The sequence below is a fragment of the Cypionkella sp. TWP1-2-1b2 genome (assembly GCF_049896245.1).
Classification (GTDB): Bacteria; Pseudomonadota; Alphaproteobacteria; order Rhodobacterales; family Rhodobacteraceae; genus Cypionkella.
Window position 1 is genome coordinate 1 of sequence record NZ_JAFCTX010000017.1, and the last position, 25,871, is coordinate 25,871.

Below are 25,871 nucleotides of genomic sequence, written 5' to 3' on the forward strand. Positions count from 1 at the left end.
AAGGCCGAACTGGTCTGGCGCCGGAACTGGCAAAGCCGCCGCAAGGTCGAAGTTGCCCTCTTCGAATACATAAACGGCTTCTATAATCCCCGACGCAGACACTCAGCAATTGGCTGGAAGTCCCCCGTGGCTTTCGAACAGAAGGCCGCCTAACATGAGCACCTGACCGGAACGAAACCGGGACAGGTCCAGTAGGCCGCTCGAATAGGGTGGCGGTGATCCAGGGAGGAGGTTGGATCACCGCCTGATCGCTCGGCCCGGGAGGAGGTAGGCCGCTCGAATAGGGTGCGACGATCTGAGGGAGGAGAACAGATCGCCCCGTGTCCGAGAGCCTGAGGCTCATCGAATAAAATAAGGCGGCGGTGATCCAGGGAGGAGGTTGGATCACCGCCTGATCGCTCGGCCCGGGAGGAGGTAGGCCGCTCGAATAGGGCGGCGATGATCCAGGGAGGAGGTTGGATCACCGCCTGATCGCTCGGCCAGGGAGGAGGTTGGCCGCTCGAATAGGGTGCGACGATCTGAGGGAGGAGAACAGATCGCCGCGTGTCCGAGAGCCCAAGGGAGGAGGAAGGCTCATCGAAGATAATAAAAAGGCGACGGCGCAAGGGAGGAGTTGCGCGCCGCCGCGCCGTGAAACCAAGCCGCTGGGAAGAGGTAGCGACCGGTTCAGGGATTACTTGCCGTAAGCTGCCTCACGGGCGGTTTCGATGATCAGCGAACGGGCGATGCCCAGATCGGACAGCTCACGGTCGGTCAGCTGACGCAATTCGCGGATGGTGAGGTCATAGACCCGGCGGCGTGCCAGCATTGCCGAGATCGCGGCGAAGATGCCCGAGATACGGTCGGTTGCGGTTGCCGGAACGGCGCGGGTTGTTTTTACATATGCCATGGTAGCCTCACTTTTTGTTCTTCGAGCGGTTGGTCTTGGCCGGATGCCCAAACCCTTCTGTTTCGCTGTTATCGATAACATGGGGCAAATGCTGCAACTGCACAATAGGCTGAGTGATCAATGCTGCCATGCGGCACGCGCATGGCTTAGTGTCGCAAAATATTCATATTTAACAGGCGCTCCGCTGAATATTTGAGCGTTTGGTCAACAGGGCTTGCCCTTTCCGGTAAAGCGCACAACTTTGTGGAGCGCAACTGCTCATTTAGGTAGCGTACGAACTAAAATGCGGGCAAAGGAAAAACCATGAGCGTGACACGGGATGAAGTGATGGCGGTGCTGGCGCGGGTGCAGGTGCCGGGCGGCACGCTTGTTTCGCGTGATTTGGTGCGCGCGGTGATGGTCGAGGCCGGCCGCGTGCGATTCGTTATTGAGGCGCCGACACCTGCCGAGGCGCATGCTTTGGCGGCCTCGCAGGTGGCGGCTGAGATGGCGGTGAAGGCTTTGCCCGGTGTGACGGATGTGCAGGCGGTGATGACGGCTCACGGCCCCGCGCCGAAACCGGCCACCGCAGCGCCGCCACTTTTGGGTGCAAATCCCGGCGCTGTGAAGATCGGCCAGCATCCGACGCCGCATCAGGGCGGTCCTGCGCGGATTGCCGGGGTGGACCGTATTATAGCGATTGGCTCGGGCAAGGGCGGGGTGGGGAAATCCACCGTGTCTTCCAACCTTGCGGTGGCTTTGGCCAAGCAGGGACGGCGGGTTGGTCTGCTTGACGCTGATATATATGGCCCCAGCCAGCCGCGGATGATGGGGGTGAACAAGCGCCCGGCCTCGCCCGATGGCAAGATCATCGAGCCGTTGCACGCCCACGGCGTCACCATGATGTCGATCGGGCTGATGCTGAAGGAAGATGAGGCGGTGATCTGGCGTGGCCCGATGCTGATGGGGGCGTTGCAGCAGTTGTTGGGGCAGGTGGCTTGGGGCGAACTCGACGTTTTGATCATCGACCTGCCGCCGGGGACGGGCGATATTCAACTGACCCTGTGCCAGCGCACGCATCTTACGGGCGCTATTGTGGTCTCGACCCCGCAGGATGTGGCGCTTTTGGATGCCCGCAAGGCGCTGGATATGTTCCAGAAGCTGAAAACCCCGGTGCTGGGGCTGATCGAGAACATGTCGACCTATATCTGCCCGAACTGCGGCCACGAGGCGCATCTGTTTGGCCATGGCGGGGTGGCGGCAGAAGCGCGGCGGCTGGACTTGCCGTTCCTGGGCGAGTTGCCGCTGTCTATAGATGTGCGGCTGGCGGGCGATGCAGGCACGCCGATTGCTTTGGGCGACAGCCCCCATGCGCAGGCCTATGCGCGGTTGGCGCAACGGCTGATTGCGGGCGGCATGGCGTAGGGTGGGTTTTTAACCCACCGGGCGACACAGAGGTAGGGCGCACCCCGCCTCTTGTGCCCTCATGGCGGGGTGAACCCCGTCCTACGGGAATTTATGGGGAAACCTAACCCCGCGAATCACTTATCTGGGAAATCATGGGGAAACCGGGGGAAACCTCGGTTTTTTGCGTTTCTGGTTGGCACTCGCCCATTGATTCGACCCGTTTTTGCGCAACATAGGGGTGATTTTTGCCAAAGCCCAAAATTTATTGGGAAATCATGGGAGCCTGCGAGCAGGTTTCCGAATATCTATATCTAGTGTTCACGCTGCCGTGAAAGCCGCGTTACTGCCTAAATTTAGCGTCTGTGACCACAAGATGCTGTTTTCCGCCCATCCAGAAAACAACATATTCCCCACCTTCACCCAAAGATTTCCATTGCTTCCCATTAAATCCCATGGCATCCCTATCTCACGAAGACGGAACGGCGGGACAAAAAAAGCAGGGGCGGCTGAAGACCCCGAACAAGGCGAAAAAGACAGGCTCATACAGGCACCCCGCCTTTCCAACTTTGACAGATCCGGCGCGCGAGCGAGCAGACATCTCCCCCAGGTGGCAAGCGCAGCAGGACGCCCAGCGATGGGACAGACGGCGGACCGAGCAGTGGCAGCAGCTCGGTCCGCCTTTTCTATTTCGGGGGCCAAGAAACTGGGGGTAGCGATACCCCAAAAGGAGCCGAAAGGCCGATGGTGAGTGAGGCGTTCAGAGGCGAGTTCTACCAGAAGGTAGACAGCAAGGCGCGGGTTTCGATCCCAGCAGCCTTCCGCCGCATTCTGGAAGCAGAAGACCCCTCCTCTGATGATGCACGCCCCCGGGTTTACATGGTTTATGGCGGCAAAAGCCGTACTTTCGTCGAATGTTACTCGAAGTCGGGCGCTGATGCTTTGGCCGCCAAGATTGAGTCGATGGAACTGGGTTCCGACGACCGCGATAAAGCAGAACGCGATTTGATTTCACGCTCGGTGATGGTCGAGATTGAACCGGATGGCCGGATTGTGCTGCCGCTGAAAGTCCGCGCCAAGATGGGGTTTTCAGTAGACGATATTGCCGGCGAGGCGGCGTTTGCCGGTTATACCAACCGTTTCAAGCTGTATCGTCGTGAGGTCTACGACGCCGAATTCAACGATGATGACGATGATGGCGTCGATCCCTTGGCCCTGGTGGGTCGGGCTGCGCGGGCGGGCTGAGATGGACCCGATCCGCGACCAGAACATCGGCCGCTCTCCGCATATCCCCGTATTGTTGCGGCCCCTGTTGGCGGCTTGTGCGCCTGTGCGCGGGGTTTGGCTGGACGGGACGTTTGGGGCAGGCGGCTATACGCGCGGATTGCTGGAGGCCGGGGCGGAACGCGTGATCGGCGTCGATCGCGACCCTTTGGCGCTGGAAATGGCGGCGCCTTGGGCGGGGGAGTACGGCGAGAAGCTGCGCTTGGTGGCTGGGAATTTCTCGGATATGGACAAACATGCCGGGGAATTGCTCGACGGCGTGGTGCTCGATCTCGGCGTGTCGTCGATGCAGATTGATCAGGCGGAACGCGGATTTTCGTTCCAGAAAGACGGCCCTTTGGACATGCGGATGAGCCAGTCGGGTGAGTCGGCGGCGGATATTGTGAATACCGCGTCTGAGCAACGCCTCGCCGATATCCTCTATCACTTCGGCGAAGAACGCGCCTCGCGCCGGATTGCGCATGCGATTGTCGAACAGCGGGTTGAACCGATTGGCACGACTTTGCGGCTGGCCGAGATCGTAGCCAAATGCCTGCCGCGCCCCAAGCCCGGTCAAAGCCATCCCGCCACGCGGTCTTTCCAAGCCCTGCGCATCGCGGTGAATGAGGAATTTACCCAGCTTGTGCAGGGCCTTCTGGCGGCAGAGCGCGCGCTGAAACCCGGTGGGCTGCTGGCCGTCGTGACCTTCCACTCGCTGGAAGACCGCGTGGTGAAGCGTTTTTTCCAACAGGCAGCGGGCGAGGAGCCGAATTCCAACCGCTACGCCCCGGTGAAGGAAAACACCACCGCGCGGTTTGAACTGGTTACCCGCAAGGCGATTGGCCCGGATGACCTTGAACTCGAAGAAAATCCCCGCGCGCGTTCCGCCAAACTGCGCGTCGCCCGCCGCACCGCAGCCCCTGCCAAAGACATTGAAGGTGCTGCCCTGCACGCCCCCGATCTGCCGAAACCCTCCAGCAAAAAAGGACACCGCTAAGCCATGCGCCCTGTGCTGTACGTTCTGTCGTTTCTCGCCGTGATGGCGTTGGGGTTCTGGGCTTATCGCGAGAATTACGCGACCCAAGCCATCTTGCGCGATGTGACTGATTTGCAGAACGAAATCGGTAGCTTGCGTGAAAGCCTGTCGATTGAGCGCGCCGAATGGGCTTACCTCAACCGCCCCGACCGTCTGCGCGATCTGGCGACGCTGAACTTTGATCGGCTGGAACTGCTGCCGATGCTGCCCGCGCAGTTTGGCGTCACCAACCAGATCGCCTTCCCACCCGCGCCACTGATCACCAACCTGCCGCTGGACGGCACGCAAGAAGTCTCCGGCACGTTGGCCGCGACAGAAGGAGCGCAAACGCCATGACCCGCACGCCTTTGCGCCCACTTGCCCGCATCCTGCACGCCCGCCAGAAGGGCGAAAACCCCGACAGCATCGAGCGCGAAAACCTGCGTCTGCGCCACGAGGTCATGCGCGACAAATCCCGCGGCTCGGCGCAAGTGCGTCTGGTGATCCTCGCTTTGTGCTTCTTCGGCGCTTTCACCCTGATCGGCGCGCGGATGGGCACGATTGCGGCCTCGGAACCGGTCGAGCCGCGCACCGCCTCGGCAGGCGCAGAAATTGACGCAGGCCGCGCCGATATTGTGGATCGCAATGGCCGGATTCTGGCCACCAACATGCTGACCCATGCGCTTTATGTGCAGACCCGCGAACTGATTGATCCGGCACGCGTGGCCCGCGAACTTGCCGCGATCTTCCCCGATCTGGATGAAAAAACCCTGCTGCGTCGCTTTACCGATGGCCGCAGCTTCCTCTGGGTGCGCAAGGTGCTGAGCCCTGAGCAAATGCAGCTGGTGCATGAAATCGGCGACCCTGGCCTGCTGTTTGGCCCACGTGAGATGCGGCTTTACCCCAACGGCACGCTTGCTGCCCATGTTCTCGGCGGATCATCCTTTGGCGCGGAAGGTGTGAACAGCGCCGAAGTGATCGGCACTGCGGGCCTTGAGAAATACGAAGACGCGCGCCTGCGTGATCCGGCGCAAGCGGGCACGCCGCTGGTCACCTCGCTGGACATCACCGTGCAGGCGGCGGTGGAGGACGTGTTGGGTGCGGGCATCACCATGATGAACGCCAAGGGCGGTGCCGCTATTCTGATGGATGTGAACACCGGCGAAATCGTGGCATTGGCGGCTGGCCCGACCTTTGATCCCAATGATCGCCCCGCCAACCCGACCTCGGGCGAGCCGTCTGACAGCCCGCTGTTCAACCGCGCGGTGCAAGGCGTGTATGAGCTAGGCTCGACCTTCAAAATCTTCGCGGCAAGCCAAGCGATTGAGCTTGGTCTGGTCACGCCAGAAACCCTCGTCGATGCCAATGCGCCGATGTATTACGGCAAGTTCAAGATCAACGAATTTGAGGGCCACAACTATGGCCCGATGCTGTCGGTGTCTGATATTATTGCAAAATCCTCCAACGTCGGCACAGCGCATATTGCGATGATGATCGGTGGTGAGCGCCAGCAGGCCTTTCTGAAATCATTGGGCCTGTTTGATGCGTCTCCGGTGGAACTGGTCGAGGCGAAGGGCGCGAAACCGCTGCGCCCGGCGCGCTGGCCAGAAATCGTCACCATCACCGCCGCTTATGGCCATGGCATCTCGGGCAGCCCGCTGAACCTTGCGACGGCTTACGCCAGCATCGCCAATGGTGGCATCAAGGTAACGCCGACGCTCTTGAAGCGCACCGAACCGATGCAGGGCGAGCGGATTTTGTCGAAGCGTGTCGCCCTTCTGGCCGTCAGCATGATGCGCCGTGTGGTCACCGAAGGCACCGCCAGCCTGGGCGATGTGCCCGGCTATGCGGTGGCGGGCAAGACCGGCACTGCCGAGAAAACCAAGCGCGGTGGCGGTTATTACCATGACAAGGTGGTCAATACCTTCGCCTCTGTGTTCCCGGCCAATGATCCGAAATATGTGTTGGTGGTGACTTTGGACGAGCCGTCGGAAAACACCGGATCAAAGCCGCGCCGCACCGCAGGTTGGACGGCAGTGCCGGTTGCTGCTGAGATCATCCGCCGTGCAGCGCCTTTGTTGGGGATGCGGCCACAGGTTGAAGCCGCCAGCTTGGATGGGCTAATAGCCGTCAAGAATTAAGCTTGGGGGCATGTCGTGGCAGATCGGACAAAAACACTCGCAGATCTGGGCCTGACCGCCCGCGAAACCCGCAACCCGGTACTGCGCGGCATCACGCTGGACAGCCGCGCGGTGGAAGCTGGCTTTCTGTTCGCCGCGATGCCGGGCCATGCCGCGCATGGTGGCAACTTTATCGCGGCGGCCTTGGCCAAGGGGGCGGTCGCGATTCTGACCGATGCCGCAGGGGCGCGGCTGGCGGCACAGGCTTTGGCCGCTTCCGATGCCGCGCTGATCGTCGCCGAAGACCCACGCGAGGCGATTGCGCGTGCAGCAAGCCTGTGGTTTGGCAGTCAGCCCGCCACCATGGTCGCCGTCACTGGCACCAACGGCAAAACGTCGGTGGCGACCTTTGCGCGGCAGATCTGGATGGCTTTGGGTTATGCCGCGATCAACATTGGCACCACCGGGGTTGAGGGCGCTTGGTCGGCACCATCGGCGCATACCACGCCCGATCCGATCACTTTGCACCGGATGCTGTCTTTGGCTGCGGCTGAGGGCGTTACCCATGCGGCGATGGAGGCATCCTCGCATGGCCTTGATCAGCGTCGGATGGACGGGGTGCGCCTGAAAGCGGCGGGGTTTACCAACTTCACCCAAGACCATCTCGACTATCACCACACGTTCGAGGCCTATTTCGCCGCCAAAGCTGCCCTGTTCGACCGCGTGTTGCCCGAAGATGGCACCGCCGTGATCAACATGAACGACCCCAAGGGCCATGAGGTGGCGCTGATTGCAGTTGCGCGTGGCCAAAGCCTGATCTCGGTCGGCAGTGGCGAGGGCTGCGATCTGCGCATCCTCGGCCAACGCTTTGACGCCAAGGGCCAAGATGTGCGCTATGAATGGAAGGGCACGCCCTACCAAGTGCGCCTCAATCTGATCGGCGGCTTTCAGGCCGAGAATGTCGCCTTGGCGGCGGGTCTGGTGATCGAGGTCGGCTCAGCCGCGCGGGATGTGTTCGGCGTGCTGGCGCAACTGACGGGCGTGCGGGGCCGGATGCAACTGGCAGGCACCCGGCTGAACGGCGCTTCGGTGTTCGTCGATTACGCCCACACCCCAGATGCCCTGCAAACCGCGCTGCGCGCGTTGCGTCCGCATGTGATGGGCCGGGTGATCGTGGTGTTCGGCGCGGGCGGCGACCGCGACACCAGCAAGCGCCCGCTGATGGGGGCGGCGGCCCGCGACAATGCCGACGTGCTTTATGTCACCGATGACAACCCACGTTCCGAAGATCCCGCTTTGATCCGTGCCGCGATCATGGCCGCATGCCCCGAAGCCAACGAAGTTGGCGACCGTGCCGAGGCGATCCTTCTGGCCGTCGATGCCCTGCAACCCGGTGATGCTTTGCTGGTCGCGGGCAAGGGGCATGAGAGCGGTCAGGTGATCATGGGCAACATTTACCCGTTTGACGATGTGGAACAGGCCAGCATCGCCGTCGCCGCACTGGATGGATTGCTATGAAATCATCAGCCGCGCTTTGGACCTCTGCCGATGCCGTCACCGCCACGGGCGGGCGGACGATTGCCAAATGGAAAGCCAGCGGCGTTTCCATCGACACCCGCACCATCCAGCCCGGCGATCTGTTCGTGGCGCTGAAGGATGTGCGCGACGGGCATGATTTTGTTGCGCAGGCGTTGAAAAAGGGTGCCGCCGCGGCGCTTGTTTCGCATATTCCCGAAGGCGTCACCGCTGATGCCCCGCTGCTGATCGTGGATGATGTGCTGCAAGCCCTCGAAAAACTCGGCATTTTCGCCCGCGCGCGCACCGGCGCGAAAGTGGTCGGAGTCACTGGATCAGTCGGCAAAACCTCGACCAAGGAAATGCTGCGCCGCATTCTCGCCGGGCAGGGCAGCGTGCACGCCGCCGAAGCCAGCTACAACAACCACTGGGGCGTGCCGCTGACCCTGGCCCGGATGCCGCCCGACAGCGATTTCGCGGTGATCGAGATCGGCATGAGCCACCCCGGCGAAATCGCCCCGCTCGCGCGCATGGCTGATCTTGACATCGCCCTGATCACCATCGTCGCCGCCGCCCATCTGGAAGCCTTCAGCGACCTTGAAGGCATTGCCCACGAGAAAGCGTCGATTTTCGACGGACTGCGCCCCGGCGGCACCGCGATTTTCCCCGGCGATCAAGGCATCACCCCGATCCTGCAAGCCAAAGCCACCGCAGTCGGGGCCAAAGCTATCACCTTTGGCAGCAACGCTACCGCCGATTACCACCTCGCCCAAGTCACCCTCTGCGACACCGCCACCATCGTGCAAGCCACCCGCATGGGCAGCCCGAGCCTGTTCAAAGTCCTGTCGCCCGGCCGCCATTTCGCGGCCAACGGCCTCGCTGCTTTGGCCGTAGCTGACGCACTTGGGCTTGACCCGATGATCGCGGCCTCTGACTTGGGTCGCTGGCAACCCCCGGCAGGGCGCGGCACGCGCGAACATATCACCCTTGATATCGTGGAAGAAACCAGCTTCGATCTGATTGACGATGCCTTCAACGCCAATCCGACCTCGCTGGCCGCCGCTTTGGATGTGCTGATCGCCGCCACCCCGCAAGACGGCATTGGTCGCGTTGGAAAGGGCCGTCGCATCGCCATCCTTGGCGATATGCTGGAACTCGGCCCCACCGAAATCGCCCTCCACGAGGCCGTAGCCCAACACCCGCATCTCAACAAAATCGACCTGATCCACTGCGTCGGCCCCCGGATGAAATCGCTGTGGCAAAAGCTCCCCCGCGCGCAACGAGGCGAATGGGTGAGCGATGCGCGCGACCTTGCCGCCCGCCCGCGCAGCCTGATTGATGCTGGGGATATTCTGCTGGTGAAAGGCTCGAAGGGCATAAAAGTCAGCCTGATCGTTGACGCCCTGCGCAAATTGGGGCACCCAGCGCCCGACACAAAGCAATGAGGCGCGGGATCATGCCGTCCCACAGCGCAACACGGAGAAGCGTAATGCTCTCGCAACAAGGAGAAGCGTAATGCTATACTGGCTCACCGAGTTTTCGGATGGCGGCGACGTCTTCAACTTGTTCCGCTACATCACCTTCCGCGCCGGTTGCGCCTTTGCCACCGCCCTCATCTTCGGCTTCATCTTTGGGCGGCCCTTGATCGACCTTCTGCGCCGCAAACAAGGCAAGGGCCAACCGATCCGCGATGATGGGCCGCAAAGCCATTTCATCAAGGCGGGCACCCCCACCATGGGCGGCCTTCTGATCCTGTCGGCGCTGATGGTGTCCACCCTGATGTGGGCGCGCCTTGACAATCCCTATGTCTGGATCGTGGTGCTGGTGACGCTGGCCTTCGGGCTGATCGGTTTCGCCGATGACTATGCCAAAGTCACCAAGCAAAACACCAAGGGCGTCTCGGGCCGGGTGCGGATGATTGCGGGCCTTGCCATCGCCGCGATGGCCACTTATGCGGCGTCCAGCTTCCATCCGCCTGCGCTTACCAACCAGCTGGCGCTGCCATTCTTCAAAAACGTGTTGCTGGATTTCGGCATGTTCTTCATCCCCTTCGGCATGATCGTCATCGTCGGGGCCGCCAATGCGGTGAACCTGACCGATGGGCTGGACGGCCTTGCCATCATGCCGGTGATGATCGCAGGTGGCACCTTGGGGGTGATCAGCTACATCGTCGGCAACTATAATTTCGCGGAATATCTTGGCGTGCATTTCGTTCCGGGCACCGGCGAACTGCTGGTTTTTGCAGCCGCTTTGTTCGGGGGCGGCCTTGGCTTTCTGTGGTACAACGCCCCTCCGGCTGCGGTGTTCATGGGCGATACCGGAAGCCTCGCCTTGGGCGGCGCGCTTGGTGCGATCGCCGTCTGCACCAAACACGAAATCGTCCTCGCCATCGTGGGCGGCCTGTTCGTGGTCGAGGCCCTGAGCGTCATCATCCAGGTGCTCTACTTCAAACGCACCGGCAAACGCGTGTTCCTGATGGCCCCGATCCACCACCATTTTGAGAAAAAAGGGTGGGCCGAGCCGCAAATCGTCATCCGGTTCTGGATCATCAGCCTGATCCTCGCGATGATTGGTCTCGCGACGCTGAAGGTGCGGTGACGTGCAGAATAATGCCCGGAGCAAACTGCACCGGGCATCTGTTTGGCTCAAATAAGATAAAAATTTGCGTCCCGCGACCTGCGGCCTCGCCCCTTCGAGTCTTGGCCGGTGATGGGGTTTCATACTGGTAAAAATACTCCCGCCGGAGGCTTCCGTTGCTGATGTAGGGAGCCTCCGGCGGGGATATTTAGAAAACAGATGAAATGCGCCGCGCGCGCAAGCTTACGACCCCGGCAGCAGGTTGAACAGGCTGCGGTCGCCAAACATCAGCCCGGAATTTGCGCCAAAGTTATAGGTAGCCCCAATCTTGGCATAGGTTTCCGAACCAGCATCGGTGTTCAGTGCCCCAAGCTCTGCGAACATTTTCGAGCTTTCGCCCAAGCCGAACGCGCCGCGCAGACCGTAGCGGGTCAGCGAGGTGCCATCAAACGAGCCGTGATCCAGCGAAGCCCCCACCCCCACGCCATTGCCCATCACCATGCCGCCGCTGACGCCCAGCACCGTGCCGCTGCCACCATCATCTTCGGCATGCGCGACATAGCCCTGCACCCCGCCAGTGCCAAAATTCTGCGCCGCCTCAAGCCCGTAAACATCCGTGCGCCCGCCGTTAACCGCATCCATGCCGTAGAACAGGCCAAGCGCCGTGCTGTCGCCCAGTTTATAGGTGCCGTGGGTGACAAAATTGGTCGCCGTTTCATCGGCGAAGTTCAGCAGGTTGACGCCCAGATCCATCTGCATGCCGAATTGCGGCCCAAACGCCAATTCCACCGAGCCGCTGATATTGGTCTTGGCGACCGAGAAATCATCGATAAACCCCGATTGCGACAGCTTGACTTGGCCCCCCGTCATCTCGGCTTGCGCGGCTGAGCCTGCCAGAACAAGGCTGACCGCGGCGAGGATGTGCTTGTTAAGAACCTGCATTATAGTCACTTTCTTATTTTTTGACTGCTTTATGCAGCATAGAGCCGCTGCCCTGCTGTCACCAGCTTTGAGTGGCAAACTCTGTGTGTGGCGCGACAGTGTTGCGGTGGAGACTCACTTCACACACGTCTGCCAATCGTAGGGCGGGGTTGACCCCGCTACGCTTGCGCTAAACCCCGACAATCCCTTAATTGACCATGCCTAACCCCTTGATAAACCACGCCCCGCCCCGCCTGTCCACGCGTGGACAGATGCCGCCTTGCCCCGCCCCCCCGGCTCGGGGCATTGTAAGGCCCAGATAAAACCGGAGGCTGCGATGATTCCCGTAAAAGGCTATGAGGGCCAAAAAGTGGCCGTGCTGGGTCTGGGTCGCTCTGGCACAGCCACCGCTCGCGCCCTGATTGCGGGTGGGGCCGAGGCGCTGCTGTGGGACGACAGCCCCGAGGCGCGTCAGAAGGCCGAAGCCGAGGGTTTCACCTGCACCGACCTGACCCGCGCCGGGGCGTTTGACGGTGTCGTGACCCTGATCACCTCGCCCGGTATCCCGCATCTCTATCCCAGCCCGAACAAAGTGATCGCGCGGGCCTTGGAGGCCGGGGTGCCGCTGGACAACGATATCGGCCTGTTCTTCCGCAGCTTTGCCGGGCCCGAATGGGACGACTTCGACCTCACCCCCCGGGTGATCTGCGTGACCGGATCGAACGGAAAATCGACGACCACGGCATTGATCCATCATATCCTTGAGGTGGCCGGACGGGCGACCCAGATGGCGGGCAATATCGGTCGCGGCGTTTTGGATATGGAACCGGCCCAGGATGGTGAGGTGGTGGTGCTGGAGTTGTCCAGCTATCAAACCGACCTCGCCCGCAGCCTGACCCCGGATGTGGCGGTATTCACCAATCTCTCGCCGGATCATCTGGATCGTCACGCCGGGATGGGCGGCTATTTTGCGGCGAAGCGGCGGCTGTTTGCCGAAGGTGGACCGGATCGGGCGGTGATCGGGGTGGATGAGGTCGAGGGGAGGTTTTTGGCCAATCAGATGGCGGAAGGACCGCAGGATGATCGGGTGATCCGGATATCCTCGGGGCAGAAGCTGGAGGGCTTTGGCTGGGCGGTGTTCGCCCGCAAAGGGTTCCTCGCGGAATGGCGGCGGGGCAAGCAGGTGGCCTCGGTCGATCTGCGCGAAGTGGCCGGGCTGCCGGGGGCGCATAATCATCAGAATGCCTGCGCGGCTTATGCGGCCTGTCGGTCGCTCGGGATCGGGCCGAAGCTGATTGAGACCGCGTTTCATTCCTTTGCCGGGCTGCCGCATCGCAGTCAGCTTGTTGGGGAAAAGGCTGGCGTGCGGTTTATCAATGACAGCAAGGCCACCAATGTCGATGCGGCGGGCAAGGCGTTGCAGGCGTTCGCGAAGATCCGCTGGATTGCCGGGGGGATGGGCAAGGAAGGTGGCATTGCGGGGCTTGTGCCGCATTTGGGATCGGTGGTGAAGGCTTACCTGATCGGCCATTCGGCGCGGGAGTTTGCGCTGGAATTGGGCGACACCCCGTATGAGATTTGTGAGACGATGGCGCGGGCGGTCAGCCGGGCTGCTGAGGAGGCTGTGGCGGGGGAGGTGGTGTTGCTGGCCCCGGCGGCGGCCTCGTTTGATCAGTATCCGAATTTTGAGGTGCGGGGCGATGATTTTACCGCGCGGGTGAAGGCTTTGCTGGGGTGAGTGGGGGTGGTCCCAACTCGGGACCATTTTTATATGTGTGTTTTCAATATCTTGATCTCATCACTTTAAGGAAATCTTAACCTGTCTGCCGATTTGCTCTTTTTGAAATACTCCCGCCGGAGGCTTCAGGTGCCGACCGGAGGTGCCTCCGGCGGGGATATTTGAGCAGAGAGGATGACCTGAGGGGCTGGTTTTGGGCGCTGCGGTTTGCTTACAGCCTGCGAAACGTTGGCACCGGGCCGGAGTTGTCGAAGAAAGGCACGCCGGGTTGGGAGTGGCCGTTCAGCAGGGCTGCGACTTCGGCGAGCACGACTTCGGTGATGAAGGGCAGATCGAGCGCGCGGGCTGCCGAAAGGCCGATCCAGTGCAGGTGCGTGAGCTCGGTCAGGGTGTCGGAGAAGGTCTCGGTGTCGCCTGCAACGCCTGCGGCGGAGGTGAGGAAGAAGCGGGCATCAAAGCGGCGCGGGCGGCCCGGCGGGGTGATGGCGCGGAACGTGAAGCGCAAGGCACCGGGGGTGGGATCGGGCAGGGAAAGCCCGGTCTCTTCGGTCAACTCTCGCAGGGCGGCGCTGGCGAGTGTGCCGGGGCTGGGCGCATCGGGGGGGCAGTTCAGTGTCAGACGGTGGGCGCAATCGGCGGTCAGGCCGGGCAGGGCGTGGGTGGCATCTTCGGCATCGACGCCGCCACCGGGGAAGACGTATTTTGACGGCATGAAAGCGGCGGCGTGGCCGCGCTGGCCCATCAGCACCTCAAACCCGCTGCCCGCAGGCCGCCACAGCACGAGGGTGGCGGCGGGGCGGATTGTCTCGGCGGCAGCGTTGCTCACAACTGCTCGACTGTGACCGGGGTGGTGCGGCCAAAGCCGTGCATCCGTTTGGCCCATTGCAGCCCGACCATAGCGCCTTTCAGGCGCGGTAGCAGGTAGAGCGACAGCGCCACGGTGCCGATGGAGAACAGGGTGATCAAGGTGGCGGGCTCGGGGCGGTATTTTACGAACACGAACATCAACAGCGGTGCCATCAGATGGCCGACAATCAGGATGGTAAGGTAGGCCGGGCCATCATCGGCGCGCTGCGCGGTGAAATCTTCGGAACACACCGGGCAGCTTTCGCGCACCTTGAGATAGCCTTTCAGCAGCGGGCCTGCGCCGCAATTCGGGCAACGCCGCGCCCAGCCCCGGCGCAGGGCGGGCCAGGCCGGACGCTCGGCGAAGGCATCGTGGTCATGTACAGCGTGCAGGGCGGCGTCGGTCATCGGAAAATCCTGAATGCGAGATGCATGGCTTAACCGATGTGGGGACGAAAGTTGAGTGCTTACACGGGGGGGCGGTGCTTTGTCGCAAGCGGGGTTGAAAAAAATCCAAGCGGGCTGTGCGACGGAAACCGAAAGCTGCGGCGTTTATCTGGGTATGAACGCCATGGCAGAGGCTGCGGCGAGCTTGAGGAGAACAGCATGCTTAACAGCACACCGGGTATAAACAGCAAACTGGCGCGCTACCGCACACTGGCGGGCAATCCGAAATTGGCAGGGTCAGCCTTGATTCTGGCGGCGGCTTTGATGGGCGCTGCGGCCTATGCGCAGGATGCCACGCCACCCAAACCGCCGCATGGCGAGTTTGATTTCGCCACCTTGGATGCCGACAAAGACGGCAAAGTGACCAAGGCCGAGGTCGAGGCGTTGCGCGCGGCCAGGGTCAAGGCGATGGATGCCAATGCCGATGGCAAAATCTCGGCGGATGAGCTGGCGGCTCCTCGGATTGCAGCCGCGGGTGATCGGATCAAGGCGCGCTCGGCTGAGAGGGTGAAGAAGATGGATTCGGATGGCGACGGGCTGTTGAGCGCGGCTGAGATGGCGGCGCGTCCGGGGCCGGAGATGCTGTTTGATCGGATCGACGCCAATGCGGATGGGGCGGTCACTCAAGATGAGGTCGATGCCGCGCGCAAGGCGATGCATGAGAAGCATGGCAAGGGTCACGGTAAGCACGGCAAAGATGGGCACGGCAAGCATCGTCCTGCGATGGAGGATGATATGATGGGCGGGCCGGATGGTGGCGATGATCCGGCGAACTGATCACGGCTTGATCTGACTGCTGATCTGGGTCGGGGTCGATGAGCCCCAGAGGCTTCGGCCAAGGTCGCCAGAGGCTTTGGCCAAGGTCGCCAGAGGCTTTGGCCAAGATCGCCAGAGGCTTCAGCCAAGATCGGTTGTCAGGCGTGGGGTTTGCGGTTGTTGCCGCAGGCCCCGCATCACAGTGAAACCCCGATCTGTTGCAAAATGTTGCGAGCCCGGGGCAAGCCGGATAAGCCCGATCACAAGATGACAATGCCGCGCGATACCTTTGCAGATTTGGTCGATGAGGCGCTGGTGGTGCTTTATGCCCACGGCGACCCTGATGCGGCGCGTCTGCTGGCGGGGCGGCTGTTGCCACGGGTTTTGGGCTATGCCGGGCGGATGCTGGGCGATCGCGCCGAGGCCGAGGATGTGGCGCAGGAAGCGATGCTGCGGTTGTGGAAAGTGGCGCCAGAGTGGCGGCAGGGCGAGGCCAAAGTCTCGACCTGGATTTACCGGGTGGTGGCCAATCTGTGTACGGACCGCTTGCGGGCGCGCAGGCGCAGGCGGGCCGAGGCGCTTGATGATGTGGCCGAGCCTGCGGATGGGGCTGCGTCTGTGGTGGCGGGGATGATTGAGGCGGACCGGATGGCGGCTTTGGATCTGGCGTTGGCGGCCTTGCCCGAGCGGCAGCGCGAAGCGGTGGTGTTGCGGCATATCGAGGGGTTCAGCAACCTGGAGATTGCCGAGATTTTGCAGACGGGCGTGGAAGCGGTGGAAAGTCTGACAGCGCGGGGTAAGCGGGCATTGGCGGCACTTTTATCGGGGCAGCGGGCGGCTTTAGGGTACGAAGATGACGGGCAATGATGAGGCGGAATGATGGATGATCTAGATGATCTGTTGGCCGGAGCGCAGCGGGCGTCAATGCAGCCGTCGGAGGCGCTGATGGCGCGGGTTTTGGCGGATGCGGCTGATCTGCAGGCCCGGCCTGCGGTGGTGATGGCGGTGGTGCCGCGTGCGGGGTGGCTGGCGGGGCTGGCGGCGCTGTTTGGCGGGGCAGGGTCTTTGGTGGGTGTGGGGTCGGCGGCTGTGGTGGGGTTGTTTTTTGGCTTTGTGCAGCCGGATGGGTTTGGGGCGGTTGCGGATATGTGGGCTGTGAGTGCGGTCGATCAGGTCGATCTGATGCCGCAACTCGATGTGTTTTTGGTAGAGGAATAGGTGATGAGCGAAACGGCTGTGGTTAAAGCTCCGGGCAAGGGGTTGCGGATTGCGCTGGCGGTCTCGGTGGCGCTGAACCTGGCCGTGGCGGGGCTGTTTGCGGGCTCGTTTTTGCATGACCGCGAGGATGGCCGGCCGCGCGGGGTGCGTGAGATTGGCTTTGGTCCGTTTTCCGAGGCACTGAGCCGCGAGGATCGCAAGGCGTTGCGCAAGGCATTGCTGGCGCGGATGCCCGAGATGCGACAGGCGCGGCAAGAGGCAGGCCAGGATGCGCAGGTTTTGCTGGGCGTGCTGCGGGCGGAGCCGTTTGATCCGGGTCAGCTTGCGGCGGTGCTGGAGGCGCAAAGGGTACGGATGGCGGGGCGGTTTGAGGTTGGGCAGGGCATGATGCGCGATTTGCTGGTGGCGATGACGCCCGAAGCGCGGCGGGCGTTTGCCGATCGGCTGGAGAAGCGCTTGCAGCAGGGCGGCAAGGGCAAGCCGGATAAGTTTGGCGATGAAGGGTTGCCGTCGAAGCCTTAGGCGTTGGGGGGCATCGGGCGGGGCGTGCTTTGGGCTTTGATGTGCGACGTCAGGCGGCGGTGCGGCTGATGGTGACCTGGTTGCGGCCTGCGGATTTGGCGTAAAGCAAGGCGCGGTCGGCGCGGTCGATCAGTTCTGACAAGGTGTCTTTGACGCAGGGCGGGCAGGCATCGGCCGAGGTGGCAAGCCCGATAGAGACGGTGACCTGCAAAGCGGCAAAATCGCCGATGCGCACCGGGGATTCCTCAACGCAGTGGCACAGACGCTCGGCAATGCTGCGGGCCTCCGAGAGCGAGGTTTCGGGCAAAGCGATCAGGAATTCTTCACCGCCGATGCGGGCCAGCAGATCGCCCACCCGCAGATTGCGGTTCAGCCTTTCTGCAACTTCAATCAGCACGGCATCGCCTGCGGCATGGCCCCAGCGGTCGTTCACCGATTTGAAGCGATCCAGATCGACCACCATCACCGCAAATTCCTGCCCCGAGCGGCGGGAAATATCGGCGATGGCGGCGAGTTGCGCCATGCCGTAGCGGCGGTTGTGCAGGCCGGTCAGACTGTCACTCATTGCCAGCCGCAAACCGTCTTGCACCGAGGCCCGCGCAGCGTCAGCCTCACGTTTTCGGGCCAGCAGCCTGATCAGCCGCAGCGCAAGTTCTTCGGCGGGGATGCCATGTGTCACAAGATCATGCGCGCCAAGATCAAACGCCACCGCCGCCGCGATGGGAGAACCGGGGCCGGACTGCACGCAAAACGCAGCATGGCGGCTGTGGGTGCGCGAGCGCAGTTCTGACATCAGCCGCAGACCAGACCCCGGCCCGTTGAAATCGGATTCGATCAGGAACACATCTGGCGTGGCACCATGATGCATGGCTTCGGTCATCGCCTCTTCCGCCGTCATGGCAAGCACGCGGTCGGTCAGATGTGGGGCCATATCGCGGCGCAGTTTCAGCGCCACTTCGCTGCGTTGGGTGATCAGGGCGATCACACCGGGTTGATAAAATGTCGCCGGGGCTTCGGCCAGACCCAGCATGGCGATGCCGTCGTGATGCGGTGAGAAACCTTCCACCTCATCCCTTGCGCGCATGAAGCTGCGGATGCGTGCCAGCAGGTTTTGATCATCCAGCGGTTTTTGCAGGAAATCATCGGCCCCGGCGCGAAAAGACGCGCAGCGGGCTTTGGCATCCAGCACAGGCGAGCAGATCACGATCGGCACATGCCGCAACGCAGGTTCCGCCCGCAATCGTTCCAACAGCTGTAGCCCCGGCATATCGGGCAGGGTGAGTTCCAGCAGGATCAGATCGGGCGCTTCCGTCAGAGCAAGCTTCAGGCCGCTCGCGCCATCCGCCGCCAAGACCGGGGTATAGCCCGCAGCCGTCAGCCTGACCTTCATGACGATGCGATTTGTCGCAACATCGTCCACGATGAGTATCTTGCCGACCATTGTCGAAACGCCTGCTTTGAGTGTTAAGCTTATGTTTCCACTGTGCCGCCGAAAGGGTTAAGAAATCCTTTCTGAAACCAGTAACCACGATACGCAATTTCGGTATGACCTGCGCAAAACCTAAGGAAAACGGCATGAATAGGCGGGAATCTGCTGAAACTCTGGCTTTGCAGGGCTTTGCTTGGCTTTTGGCGCAGGATGATCTGGTGGGCATCTTCCTTAACGCGACCGGGGCCGGGCAGGGTGACTTGGCAGTGCTTGCGGGCGATCCGGTGTTTCTGGGCGCGGTGCTGGATTTTCTGATGGAGGATGATTCGCGGGTGATCGGGTTTTGCGATGATGCGCGGCTGCCCTATACGGCGGTGATGCAGGCGCGGGCGGAACTGCCGGGCGGGCAGTTGCCGAACTGGACCTGATTGCGTTTTCGGTTTGGCCCGGTCACGGTGCGGCGAAAAGGGCCCGGCAGGATGCTGACCAAATGGAGATTGCGATGATTGAGGCGCTGATTTTCGACAAGGACGGCACGTTGTTTGATTTCCGCCTGAGCTGGGGGGCGTGGACTCGTAATCTGCTGGCCGAATTGGGCGATGCCGATGGGCGGTTGGCGCAGGTTTTGGGTTATGACAGCGCGCGCAATGATTTTGCCGCCGACAGCCCGGTGATCGCTATGACCACGCCCGAGATCGCCGATATTCTGCTGCCGCATCTGCCGGGGATGCGGTTGGAGGAGCTGTTGGAGCGGATGAACCAGTTGGCGGCGGATGCGCCGATGGTGCCTGCGGTGGATTTGCCCGTGGTGCTGGGGGCTTTGCGGGCGCGGGGATTGAAACTGGGCTTGGCGACCAATGACACGGAAATTCCTGCGCGACGGCATCTGGCGGGCGCGGGCGTGTTGGAGTTGTTCGATTTCGTCGCGGGTTGCGATTCCGGCTTTGGTGGCAAGCCCGCGCCGGGGCAGCTGCTGGCGTTTGTGGCGCAGTGTGGGCTGACGCCGGGACGGGTTGCCATGGTGGGCGACAGTTTGCATGATCTGGATGCGGGCCGGGCTGCGGGGATGCAGGCGGTGGCGGTGCTGACCGGGATCGCTGTGCGCGCCGATCTGGAGGCCCATGCCGATGTGGTTTTGACCGATATCAGCGGTTTGGGGCCTTGGATTGACGGGTTGGCGGCGGTCTAACCGGGCCTGCGGATAAAAACGACGCATTTTCGTCGCAAATATGGTGCGCTAACCGCGCTGGTTTCCTTCATCTTGGCGTAAAGCAGTGGCCACGCTTGTGGTTGCAAGAATGGAGACGCCAGATGAGCGATGACGCAAGCCGCAAACGCATCCGTGCCGGGGGTCGGGCGGGCAACAAAAGCCGGGCGGGCTCGGCGGTTATTGACCAGATGCCGTGGCGGATTCCGGTGAACAATGACCGCCCGATTGAACCCTTGGACGCGGATGGCGTGCAGGCGGTGCATAGAGCGACGATGCGGATTTTGAAGGAAATCGGTATCGAGTTTCTGAACCCGGAAGCCGTGGCTTATCTCAAGCAAGCCGGCTGCGTGGTGAACGGCACCAACGTCAAGATGGACGAAGATTTCGTGATGGAGATGCTTTCGCACGCGCCGGAAAGCTTCACCATCACGCCGCGCAACCCGGAGCGCGAGGTGATCATGGGCGGCAAGCATATGCTGTTTGTGAATGTGTCGTCGCCTCCGAATGCGTGGGATCTGGAGCGCGGCAAGCGCACCGGGGATTTTGCGACGTTCAAAGAATTCATGAAGTTGACGCAGTATTTCAACTGTATCCATGTCGCGGGCGGCTATCCGGTGGAGCCTGTCGATATTCATGCAAGCGTGCGGCATCTGGATTGCTTGTATGAAAAGCTGACGCTGACCGATAAGGTGGTGCATGCCTATTCGCTGGGAGCGGAACGGGTTGAGGATGTGATGGAGATGGTCCGCATTGCGGGCGGGCTGTCGTATGCGGAATTCGACGCCAAACCGCGGATGTATACCAACATCAACTCAGTCTCGCCGTTGCAGCATGATTATCCGATGCTGGACGGGGCGATGCGGTTGGCCAAGCGCGGGCAACCCGTTGTGATCACGCCGTTTACTTTAGCGGGGGCGATGGCACCTGTGACGATGTCGGGGGCGGTGTCGCTGTCTTTGGCCGAAGGTTTGGCGGGCGTGGCCTTGCTGCAATATATCAATCCGGGCTGCCCGGTGGCCTTGGGGACGTTTACCAGCAACGTCGATATGAAATCGGGCGCGCCTGCTTTTGGCACGCCGGAATATATGCGCGCCACACAAATGACCGGGCAGTTGGTGCGGTTTTATGGGCTGCCGCTGCGCTCGTCTGGCACCTGCGCGGCGAATGTGCCGGATGGGCAGGCGATGTGGGAAACCAGCAATAGCCTGTGGGCGGCGGTGCAAAGCCGCACCAATTTGGTCTATCACGCGGCGGGTTGGCTGGAGGGCGGGCTGATCGCCTCACCTGAAAAGTTCATTATGGACTGCGAAGTGTTGCAGATGATCCAGCGCTATTTTGAGGATTCCGTGGTGGCGGTGACGCCCGATGATCTGGCGTTTGACGCGATCAAGGCGGTGGGGCCGGGCGGGCATTATTTTGGCTGCCAGCACACGCAAGACCGCTATGCCACGGCGTTTTATGCCCCGATCGTGTCGGATTGGCGCAATTATGAGGCCTGGCAGCAGGATGGTTCGATCTGGACGGTGGAGCGGGCGCATCGCATCTACAAGCAGATCATCGCGGAATTTGAAGCGCCCGAGATGAACGGCAATGATCAGGAAGCGTTGCGGCAGTTCGTGGCCAAGCGCAAACAAGAGGGTGGCGCGCCTACCGATTTCTGAGTGGTCTTAAGGGGTTATAGGGGGCCTGTGCGGATTTCCGCGCGGGCCCTTCGGCATTTTGGACGCAGGCTTGTCTGGTGGGGGTAAAGCGTGTCAGGTGTAGATTGAATAGAAAATCGTTTCCCTTTCTCAGGCGCTCGAACGCGATTTTCGACAATGCGGATTCTATATAAACCTGTCACGCTCTCAATCAGCGCGTGTCGTGCTGCCCTTGCGGCGATTTGGTAATTGTTAAGGCTCCACGCTTAAGCTTGGGGAGAATCATTTTGCGAGTATCCCGATGCACGGCCTGATCAACCGCTCGATCCAGTGCTTTCTGCGCGACACCTATGGGGTGGCAAGCTGGTCTGCGATTGCGCGCACGGCGGGGCTTGGCTTTGATAATTTTGAACCGCTGCTGATCCATGACACAGCACTGACGGAAGCCGTGATTGAGGCCGCAGCCCGGCATTTGCAGCGGCCGCGCGAAACGGTGTTAGAGGATTTGGGCACCTATCTGGTGTCGCATCCCAATCTTGAGGCATTGCGGCGGCTGTTGCGCTTTGGTGGGGTGAGTTTTCAGGACTTTCTGTACTCGATGGAAGATTTGCCGGAACATGGCCGCTTGGGCCTGCCCGATCTGGAAGTGCCGGAATTTATGCTGATGGATCAGGGCGAGGGGCGGTTTTTGCTGCATGTGTCAAAGCTGATTGATGGCGTGGGGCATGTCACCGTTGGGCTTTTGCGGGCGATGGCGGATGATTATGGCGCGTTGGTGCTGCTGGATCATATGGGCGTTGAGGCGGGGCGCGAGGTGGTTGCGGTGCATCTGTTGGATCACGCTTTTGCAGAGGGGCGGCGGTTTGAGCTTGCCATGCCGGGGGCTTAGGTGATGCCGGGTGCTGCGTTGAACCAAGCTGCGCTGTCGCGGATGATGCCGATGCATGTTGGTCTGGATGCTGCGGGCAAGATCACTTCGATGGGACCGACACTGGCCAAGCTGATTGAGGGGCCGCTGCCATTGGGCGTTGCATTTCTGAAGGTGTTTGCGGTGCGCAGGCCAGCGGGCATCGCTGCGATGCAGGATCTGCGGGCGCGGGCCGGGGTGCGGCTGCATGTCGATCTGCGCGGCAAGGGCGATACGTTTCGCGGGTTGGCGATGCCGACCGAAGACGGCGGGATGCTGTTGAACCTGTCGTTTGGCATCCGTCTGATTGAAGCGGTGCGGCACCATGCGCTGACCGATGCGGATTTTGCCGCCACCGATATGGCGGTGGAAATGCTGTATCTGGTCGAGGTCAAGCAGGCGGTGATGACCGAGTTGCGGCGGTTGAACCTAAGCCTTTTGGGCGCGAAGGCGACGGCAGAGGAACAGGCGTTGACTGACACGCTGACCGGCTTGCGCAACCGGCGGGCGCTGGAGGTATCGCTGCCCGCGCTGATCGGGCAGGGCGTGGCGTTTGGTTTGATGCATATTGATCTGGATTACTTCAAACAGGTCAACGACAGTTTGGGGCATGCGGCGGGGGATGAGGTGCTGCGTGAGGTCGCCAAAGCTTTGGTGGTGGAAACGCGCGCCTCGGATATGGTGGCGCGGGTGGGCGGCGATGAGTTTGTCGTGCTGCTGCCGGGGTTGTCAGATGCGGTGCGACTGACGCAGATCGCGCGGCGGATCATTGAGCGTTTGACGCAACCGATTGATTTTGAAGGCACGCCGTGCCGGATTTCAGCCTCGATTGGGCTGACAATTTCGACAGCGTATGATCCACCCGAGGCCGAGCGGATGCTGAGCGATGCCGATGCAGCACTATATGCGTCTAAGCGGGCGGGGCGGGCGCAGGCGCAGTTTTATAAGCCGCCAGTTTATCAGACGCCGGGCGATGATTTGCTGTCGGCATAGGGGATTTTGCGGCGGTCAGACCGCCAGAAATTCTTTGACGAAAGCCGTGGCCGGGCGGGCGCGGATGTCTTGCGGGCGGCCGATTTGCTCGATGCGGCCCATCGACATCACCACGACCAGATCGGCGAGTTCCATGGCCTCGTCCTGGTCGTGGGTCACGAAAATGGTGGTGAGGCCAGTGGTGTCGTGAATCTCGCGCAAGCCCGCGCGGAGTTCCTTGCGCACGCGGGCATCGAGAGCCCCGAACGGCTCGTCCAGCAGTAGCATCCGGGGTTCGATGGCAAGCGCGCGCGCGAGGGCGACGCGTTGACGCTGACCGCCGGAAAGCTGGCTGGGATAGCGCGCGCCGATGTCGGGCAGTTGGATCAGCTCCAGCAATTTGGTGACGCGGCGGGCGATTTCGGCCTTGGCAGGGCGTCCGGCGCGCGGGCGGGCGCGCAACCCGTAGGCGATGTTTTCAAACACCGTCATATGGCGAAACAAAGCGTAGGATTGAAACACAAAGCCAGCGCGGCGATCTTGCACTGTCAGGTTGGTGGCATCCGAGGCGTCGAATAGCACCCGGCCAGCGGTGGGGAATTCGAGGCCGCCGAGGATGCGCAGCAGGGTGGTTTTGCCGGACCCCGAAGGGCCCAAAAGCGCCACCAAAGCGCCGGATGGGATGGAGAGGGAGACCGGATGCAGGGCTGCCGTCGCGCCGAACTCTTTGGAAATCTGATCAATTTCGATTTGCATTGCTGGGCCTTTCAGGGACGGGTTGCGGCGGCAAGCTGATCGGCAAAGCGCCATTCCAGCAAGGTTTTCAGGGTGAGGGTGAGCAGCGCCAGCAGGGCCAGAACGGCGGCCAGGCTGAAGGCGGAAACCGAGAGATATTCGTTATACAGCATCTCGATGGTGATCGGCATGGTGGCGGTCTGGCCGCGAATTTTACCCGAGACGACCGCGACCGCGCCAAATTCCCCCATGGCGCGGGCGTTGCACAAAAGCACGCCATACAGCAGCGCCCAGCGGATGTTGGGCAAGGTGACGGTGAAAAAGATACGCCAGCCGGAGGCTCCCAACGTGAGGGCGGCTTCTTCTTCGGCGCGGCCTTGCTCGATCATCACCGGGATCAGCTCGCGGGCAACGAAAGGGAAGGTCACGAACATCGAGGCGAGGATGATAGACGGCAAAGCGAAGACGATGGGGTAGCCTTGGGCGACCAGCCAGCCGCCGACGGCGGTGTTGGCCCCGAAGGTGAGCACGAGGCAGAGGCCTGCTACGACCGGCGAGACAGAAAACGGCAGGTCGATCAGTGTGATCAGCAGGGCTTTGCCGCGAAAGTCGTATTTGGTGATGAACCATGCGGCGGCGATACCGAAGACGGCGTTCAAAGGCACGGCCACGGCGGCGACGATCAGGGTCAGTTTAATGGCTGATGCGGCCTCGGGGTTGGCGAGGGATTTGACGGCCTCGACGGCACCTTTCGACAGCGCCTCGGCGAAGACGGCGACGAGGGGGGCGAACAGCAGGAAGGCGAGGAATAGCACGACCACAGCGATCAACGCGACACGGAAGCCGGGGGATTCGGTGGTGACGGGCCTATGATTTCCGGGGCGGTGGGCTTGCGGGCCTGTGGGTTTCGGCCAGTGGTTCAGGGGGGTGTCAGACATAGCCAATCCTCCGGCGGCTGAGAACTTGGATGGCGTTGATCAGCAAGAGCATTGCGAAGGAAATCAACAGCATGGCGATGCCGATGGCAGTGGCCCCGACATAGTTGAATTCTTCAAGTTTGATGACGATGAGCAAGGGCGCGATCTCGGTTTTTAAGGGGATGTTGCCGGCGATGAAGATCACCGAGCCGTATTCGCCGACCGCGCGGGCGAGCGACAGGGCAAAGCCTGTCATCGCGGCGGGGGCGAGCATCGGCAGCACAACGCGGCGCAGGGTATAGGCGCGGGTGGCCCCGAGGGTGGCGGAGGCCTCTTCAACCTCACGCTCAATTTCTTCGACGACGGGCTGCACGGTGCGGGTCACAAAAGGCAGGCCGACGAAGATGAGGGCGATCAGGATGCCCCATTGGGTGTAGGCGATCTTGAAGCCGAGGTCTTTGGCGATGGAACCGAAGGCTCCGTTGGGGGCGTATAGGGCGGTTAGTGCGATGCCTGCGACGGCGGTAGGGAGGGCGAAGGGCAGATCAACGGCGGCGTCGAGCAGGCGGCGACCGGGGAAGCGGTAGCGCACCAAGACCCAAGCGAGGGCGACGCCGAACACCAAGTTGATCAGCGCGGCGATGAAGGACAGCCGGAACGACAGGAACAAAGCGCCCCAGATGCGGGGGGTGTTCACCTCGGTCCACAGGGCGGGAAAACCGGCGCTGGCGCCCTTCAGAAGAAGGGCGCCGATGGGGAGGAGGACCACTAGGGACAGCAGGGTGAGGGTGATCCCGGCACTTAGGGCCATGCCGGGAAGCGGCGAGCGGTTGATCAGCGGTCTGCGCATT

At 61.8% G+C, this 25,871-nt stretch carries 28 protein-coding genes; 19 read left to right on the forward strand and 9 right to left on the reverse strand.

What is annotated here, in order from left to right:
- Positions 1–153: IS3 family transposase (locus tag ACP7AP_RS12605; protein WP_426034634.1), on the forward strand; the 153-nt coding region annotated here is incomplete at its 5' end.
- 520 nt (positions 154–673) lie between these two features.
- On the opposite strand, the gene ACP7AP_RS12610 is transcribed toward ACP7AP_RS12605, so the two are convergent.
- Positions 674–889 (reverse strand): DUF1127 domain-containing protein, encoded by a 216-nt coding sequence (locus tag ACP7AP_RS12610; protein ID WP_426034558.1) that lies wholly within the window; start codon positions 887–889, stop codon positions 674–676.
- Between the two features lie 7 nt (positions 890–896).
- Positions 897–1,019, reverse strand: a complete 123-nt coding sequence (locus tag ACP7AP_RS12615) for a hypothetical protein (protein WP_426034559.1) — start codon at positions 1,017–1,019, stop codon at positions 897–899.
- 173 nt (positions 1,020–1,192) lie between these two features.
- Here ACP7AP_RS12615 and ACP7AP_RS12620 point away from each other — a divergent pair, with 173 nt between their 5' ends.
- The 8 genes from ACP7AP_RS12620 (at position 1,193) to mraY (ending at position 10,783) form a co-directional block, all read left to right on the forward strand.
- Positions 1,193–2,293, forward strand: coding sequence for an Mrp/NBP35 family ATP-binding protein (locus ACP7AP_RS12620; RefSeq protein ID WP_426034560.1), 1,101 nt, complete (start codon positions 1,193–1,195; stop codon positions 2,291–2,293).
- Between the two features lie 723 nt (positions 2,294–3,016).
- Positions 3,017–3,517, forward strand: coding sequence for a division/cell wall cluster transcriptional repressor MraZ (locus ACP7AP_RS12625; RefSeq protein ID WP_426034561.1), 501 nt, complete (start codon positions 3,017–3,019; stop codon positions 3,515–3,517).
- 1 nt (position 3,518) lies between these two features.
- Positions 3,519–4,532: a 16S rRNA (cytosine(1402)-N(4))-methyltransferase RsmH gene (rsmH, locus tag ACP7AP_RS12630; protein WP_426034635.1), complete on the forward strand. Its 1,014-nt coding sequence runs from the start codon at positions 3,519–3,521 to the stop codon at positions 4,530–4,532.
- Positions 4,533–4,535: 3 nt separating this feature from the next.
- Entirely contained in the window at positions 4,536–4,907 is a 372-nt protein-coding gene (gene ftsL, locus ACP7AP_RS12635; RefSeq protein WP_426034562.1) for a cell division protein FtsL, read from the forward strand.
- Positions 4,904–6,691 carry a peptidoglycan D,D-transpeptidase FtsI family protein gene (locus ACP7AP_RS12640; protein WP_426034563.1) on the forward strand — a complete coding sequence of 596 codons (1,788 nt, stop codon included), beginning with the start codon at positions 4,904–4,906 and terminating at the stop codon, positions 6,689–6,691. Before ftsL ends, ACP7AP_RS12640 begins: the two co-directional genes overlap by 4 nt.
- Positions 6,692–6,706: 15 nt before the next feature.
- The gene (locus ACP7AP_RS12645; protein ID WP_426034564.1) at positions 6,707–8,188 is read left to right on the forward strand and encodes a UDP-N-acetylmuramoyl-L-alanyl-D-glutamate--2,6-diaminopimelate ligase; all 1,482 of its coding nucleotides are present in this window, start codon (positions 6,707–6,709) and stop codon (positions 8,186–8,188) included.
- Positions 8,185–9,630 carry a UDP-N-acetylmuramoyl-tripeptide--D-alanyl-D-alanine ligase gene (locus ACP7AP_RS12650; protein ID WP_426034565.1) on the forward strand — a complete coding sequence of 482 codons (1,446 nt, stop codon included), beginning with the start codon at positions 8,185–8,187 and terminating at the stop codon, positions 9,628–9,630. The genes ACP7AP_RS12645 and ACP7AP_RS12650 overlap by 4 nt, the downstream gene beginning before the upstream one ends.
- A gap of 70 nt (positions 9,631–9,700) precedes the next feature.
- On the forward strand, positions 9,701–10,783 hold the full coding sequence (gene mraY, locus ACP7AP_RS12655) for a phospho-N-acetylmuramoyl-pentapeptide-transferase (RefSeq protein ID WP_426034566.1): 1,083 nt from the start codon (positions 9,701–9,703) through the stop codon (positions 10,781–10,783).
- A gap of 222 nt (positions 10,784–11,005) precedes the next feature.
- Here the strand turns inward: mraY and ACP7AP_RS12660 are convergent, their stop codons facing one another.
- Positions 11,006–11,704, reverse strand: a complete 699-nt coding sequence (locus tag ACP7AP_RS12660; protein ID WP_426034567.1) for a hypothetical protein — start codon at positions 11,702–11,704, stop codon at positions 11,006–11,008.
- Between the two features lie 316 nt (positions 11,705–12,020).
- Here ACP7AP_RS12660 and murD point away from each other — a divergent pair, with 316 nt between their 5' ends.
- Positions 12,021–13,421 (forward strand): UDP-N-acetylmuramoyl-L-alanine--D-glutamate ligase, encoded by a 1,401-nt coding sequence (gene murD, locus ACP7AP_RS12665; RefSeq protein ID WP_426034568.1) that lies wholly within the window; start codon positions 12,021–12,023, stop codon positions 13,419–13,421.
- 211 nt (positions 13,422–13,632) lie between these two features.
- Here murD and ACP7AP_RS12670 read toward each other — a convergent pair whose 3' ends face one another.
- Both ACP7AP_RS12670 and ACP7AP_RS12675 read right to left on the reverse strand, forming a co-directional pair.
- Positions 13,633–14,247 carry an NUDIX hydrolase gene (locus ACP7AP_RS12670; RefSeq protein WP_426034569.1) on the reverse strand — a complete coding sequence of 205 codons (615 nt, stop codon included), beginning with the start codon at positions 14,245–14,247 and terminating at the stop codon, positions 13,633–13,635.
- Positions 14,244–14,675 carry a DUF983 domain-containing protein gene (locus tag ACP7AP_RS12675; protein ID WP_426034570.1) on the reverse strand — a complete coding sequence of 144 codons (432 nt, stop codon included), beginning with the start codon at positions 14,673–14,675 and terminating at the stop codon, positions 14,244–14,246. Before ACP7AP_RS12675 ends, ACP7AP_RS12670 begins: the two co-directional genes overlap by 4 nt.
- Before the next feature lie 198 nt (positions 14,676–14,873).
- Here ACP7AP_RS12675 and ACP7AP_RS12680 point away from each other — a divergent pair, with 198 nt between their 5' ends.
- The 4 genes from ACP7AP_RS12680 (at position 14,874) to ACP7AP_RS12695 (ending at position 17,210) form a co-directional block, all read left to right on the forward strand.
- Positions 14,874–15,491, forward strand: coding sequence for an EF-hand domain-containing protein (locus ACP7AP_RS12680; RefSeq protein ID WP_426034571.1), 618 nt, complete (start codon positions 14,874–14,876; stop codon positions 15,489–15,491).
- Positions 15,492–15,737: 246 nt separating this feature from the next.
- Positions 15,738–16,337, forward strand: a complete 600-nt coding sequence (locus ACP7AP_RS12685) for an RNA polymerase sigma factor (protein WP_426034572.1) — start codon at positions 15,738–15,740, stop codon at positions 16,335–16,337.
- A gap of 12 nt (positions 16,338–16,349) precedes the next feature.
- On the forward strand, positions 16,350–16,688 hold the full coding sequence (locus ACP7AP_RS12690) for a dihydroorotate dehydrogenase (protein WP_426034573.1): 339 nt from the start codon (positions 16,350–16,352) through the stop codon (positions 16,686–16,688).
- Between the two features lie 3 nt (positions 16,689–16,691).
- The gene (locus tag ACP7AP_RS12695) at positions 16,692–17,210 is read left to right on the forward strand and encodes a periplasmic heavy metal sensor (protein WP_426034574.1); all 519 of its coding nucleotides are present in this window, start codon (positions 16,692–16,694) and stop codon (positions 17,208–17,210) included.
- A 49-nt stretch (positions 17,211–17,259) separates the two neighbouring features.
- Here ACP7AP_RS12695 and ACP7AP_RS12700 read toward each other — a convergent pair whose 3' ends face one another.
- Complete coding sequence (locus ACP7AP_RS12700) at positions 17,260–18,630, reverse strand: diguanylate cyclase (protein ID WP_426034575.1); 1,371 nt, start codon at positions 18,628–18,630, stop codon at positions 17,260–17,262.
- A 155-nt stretch (positions 18,631–18,785) separates the two neighbouring features.
- Between ACP7AP_RS12700 and ACP7AP_RS12705 the strand changes: the two genes are divergently transcribed.
- The 5 genes from ACP7AP_RS12705 to ACP7AP_RS12725 all read left to right on the forward strand — a co-directional run bounded on the left by ACP7AP_RS12705 (position 18,786) and on the right by ACP7AP_RS12725 (position 23,389).
- Positions 18,786–19,067, forward strand: coding sequence for a DUF3572 domain-containing protein (locus tag ACP7AP_RS12705; protein WP_426034576.1), 282 nt, complete (start codon positions 18,786–18,788; stop codon positions 19,065–19,067).
- A 74-nt stretch (positions 19,068–19,141) separates the two neighbouring features.
- Positions 19,142–19,828, forward strand: coding sequence for an HAD family hydrolase (locus ACP7AP_RS12710; protein ID WP_426034636.1), 687 nt, complete (start codon positions 19,142–19,144; stop codon positions 19,826–19,828).
- Positions 19,829–19,950: 122 nt separating this feature from the next.
- Positions 19,951–21,510, forward strand: a complete 1,560-nt coding sequence (locus ACP7AP_RS12715) for a trimethylamine methyltransferase family protein (RefSeq protein WP_426034577.1) — start codon at positions 19,951–19,953, stop codon at positions 21,508–21,510.
- Between the two features lie 280 nt (positions 21,511–21,790).
- On the forward strand, positions 21,791–22,378 hold the full coding sequence (locus tag ACP7AP_RS12720) for a heme NO-binding domain-containing protein (RefSeq protein ID WP_426034578.1): 588 nt from the start codon (positions 21,791–21,793) through the stop codon (positions 22,376–22,378).
- Positions 22,379–22,381: 3 nt separating this feature from the next.
- Positions 22,382–23,389, forward strand: a complete 1,008-nt coding sequence (locus ACP7AP_RS12725) for a diguanylate cyclase domain-containing protein (protein ID WP_426034637.1) — start codon at positions 22,382–22,384, stop codon at positions 23,387–23,389.
- Positions 23,390–23,404: 15 nt separating this feature from the next.
- On the opposite strand, the gene ACP7AP_RS12730 is transcribed toward ACP7AP_RS12725, so the two are convergent.
- Genes ACP7AP_RS12730 through cysT form a run of 3 tightly spaced genes read right to left on the reverse strand, consistent with a single transcriptional unit; the run spans position 23,405 to position 25,870 of the window.
- A complete protein-coding gene (locus ACP7AP_RS12730) occupies positions 23,405–24,124 on the reverse strand; it encodes a sulfate/molybdate ABC transporter ATP-binding protein (protein ID WP_426034579.1) in 720 nt (239 codons plus the stop codon).
- 11 nt (positions 24,125–24,135) lie between these two features.
- Entirely contained in the window at positions 24,136–25,041 is a 906-nt protein-coding gene (gene cysW / locus ACP7AP_RS12735; RefSeq protein WP_426034580.1) for a sulfate ABC transporter permease subunit CysW, read from the reverse strand.
- Positions 25,034–25,870 (reverse strand): sulfate ABC transporter permease subunit CysT, encoded by an 837-nt coding sequence (gene cysT, locus ACP7AP_RS12740; protein WP_426034581.1) that lies wholly within the window; start codon positions 25,868–25,870, stop codon positions 25,034–25,036. Before cysT ends, cysW begins: the two co-directional genes overlap by 8 nt.
- Position 25,871 lies beyond the last annotated feature (1 nt).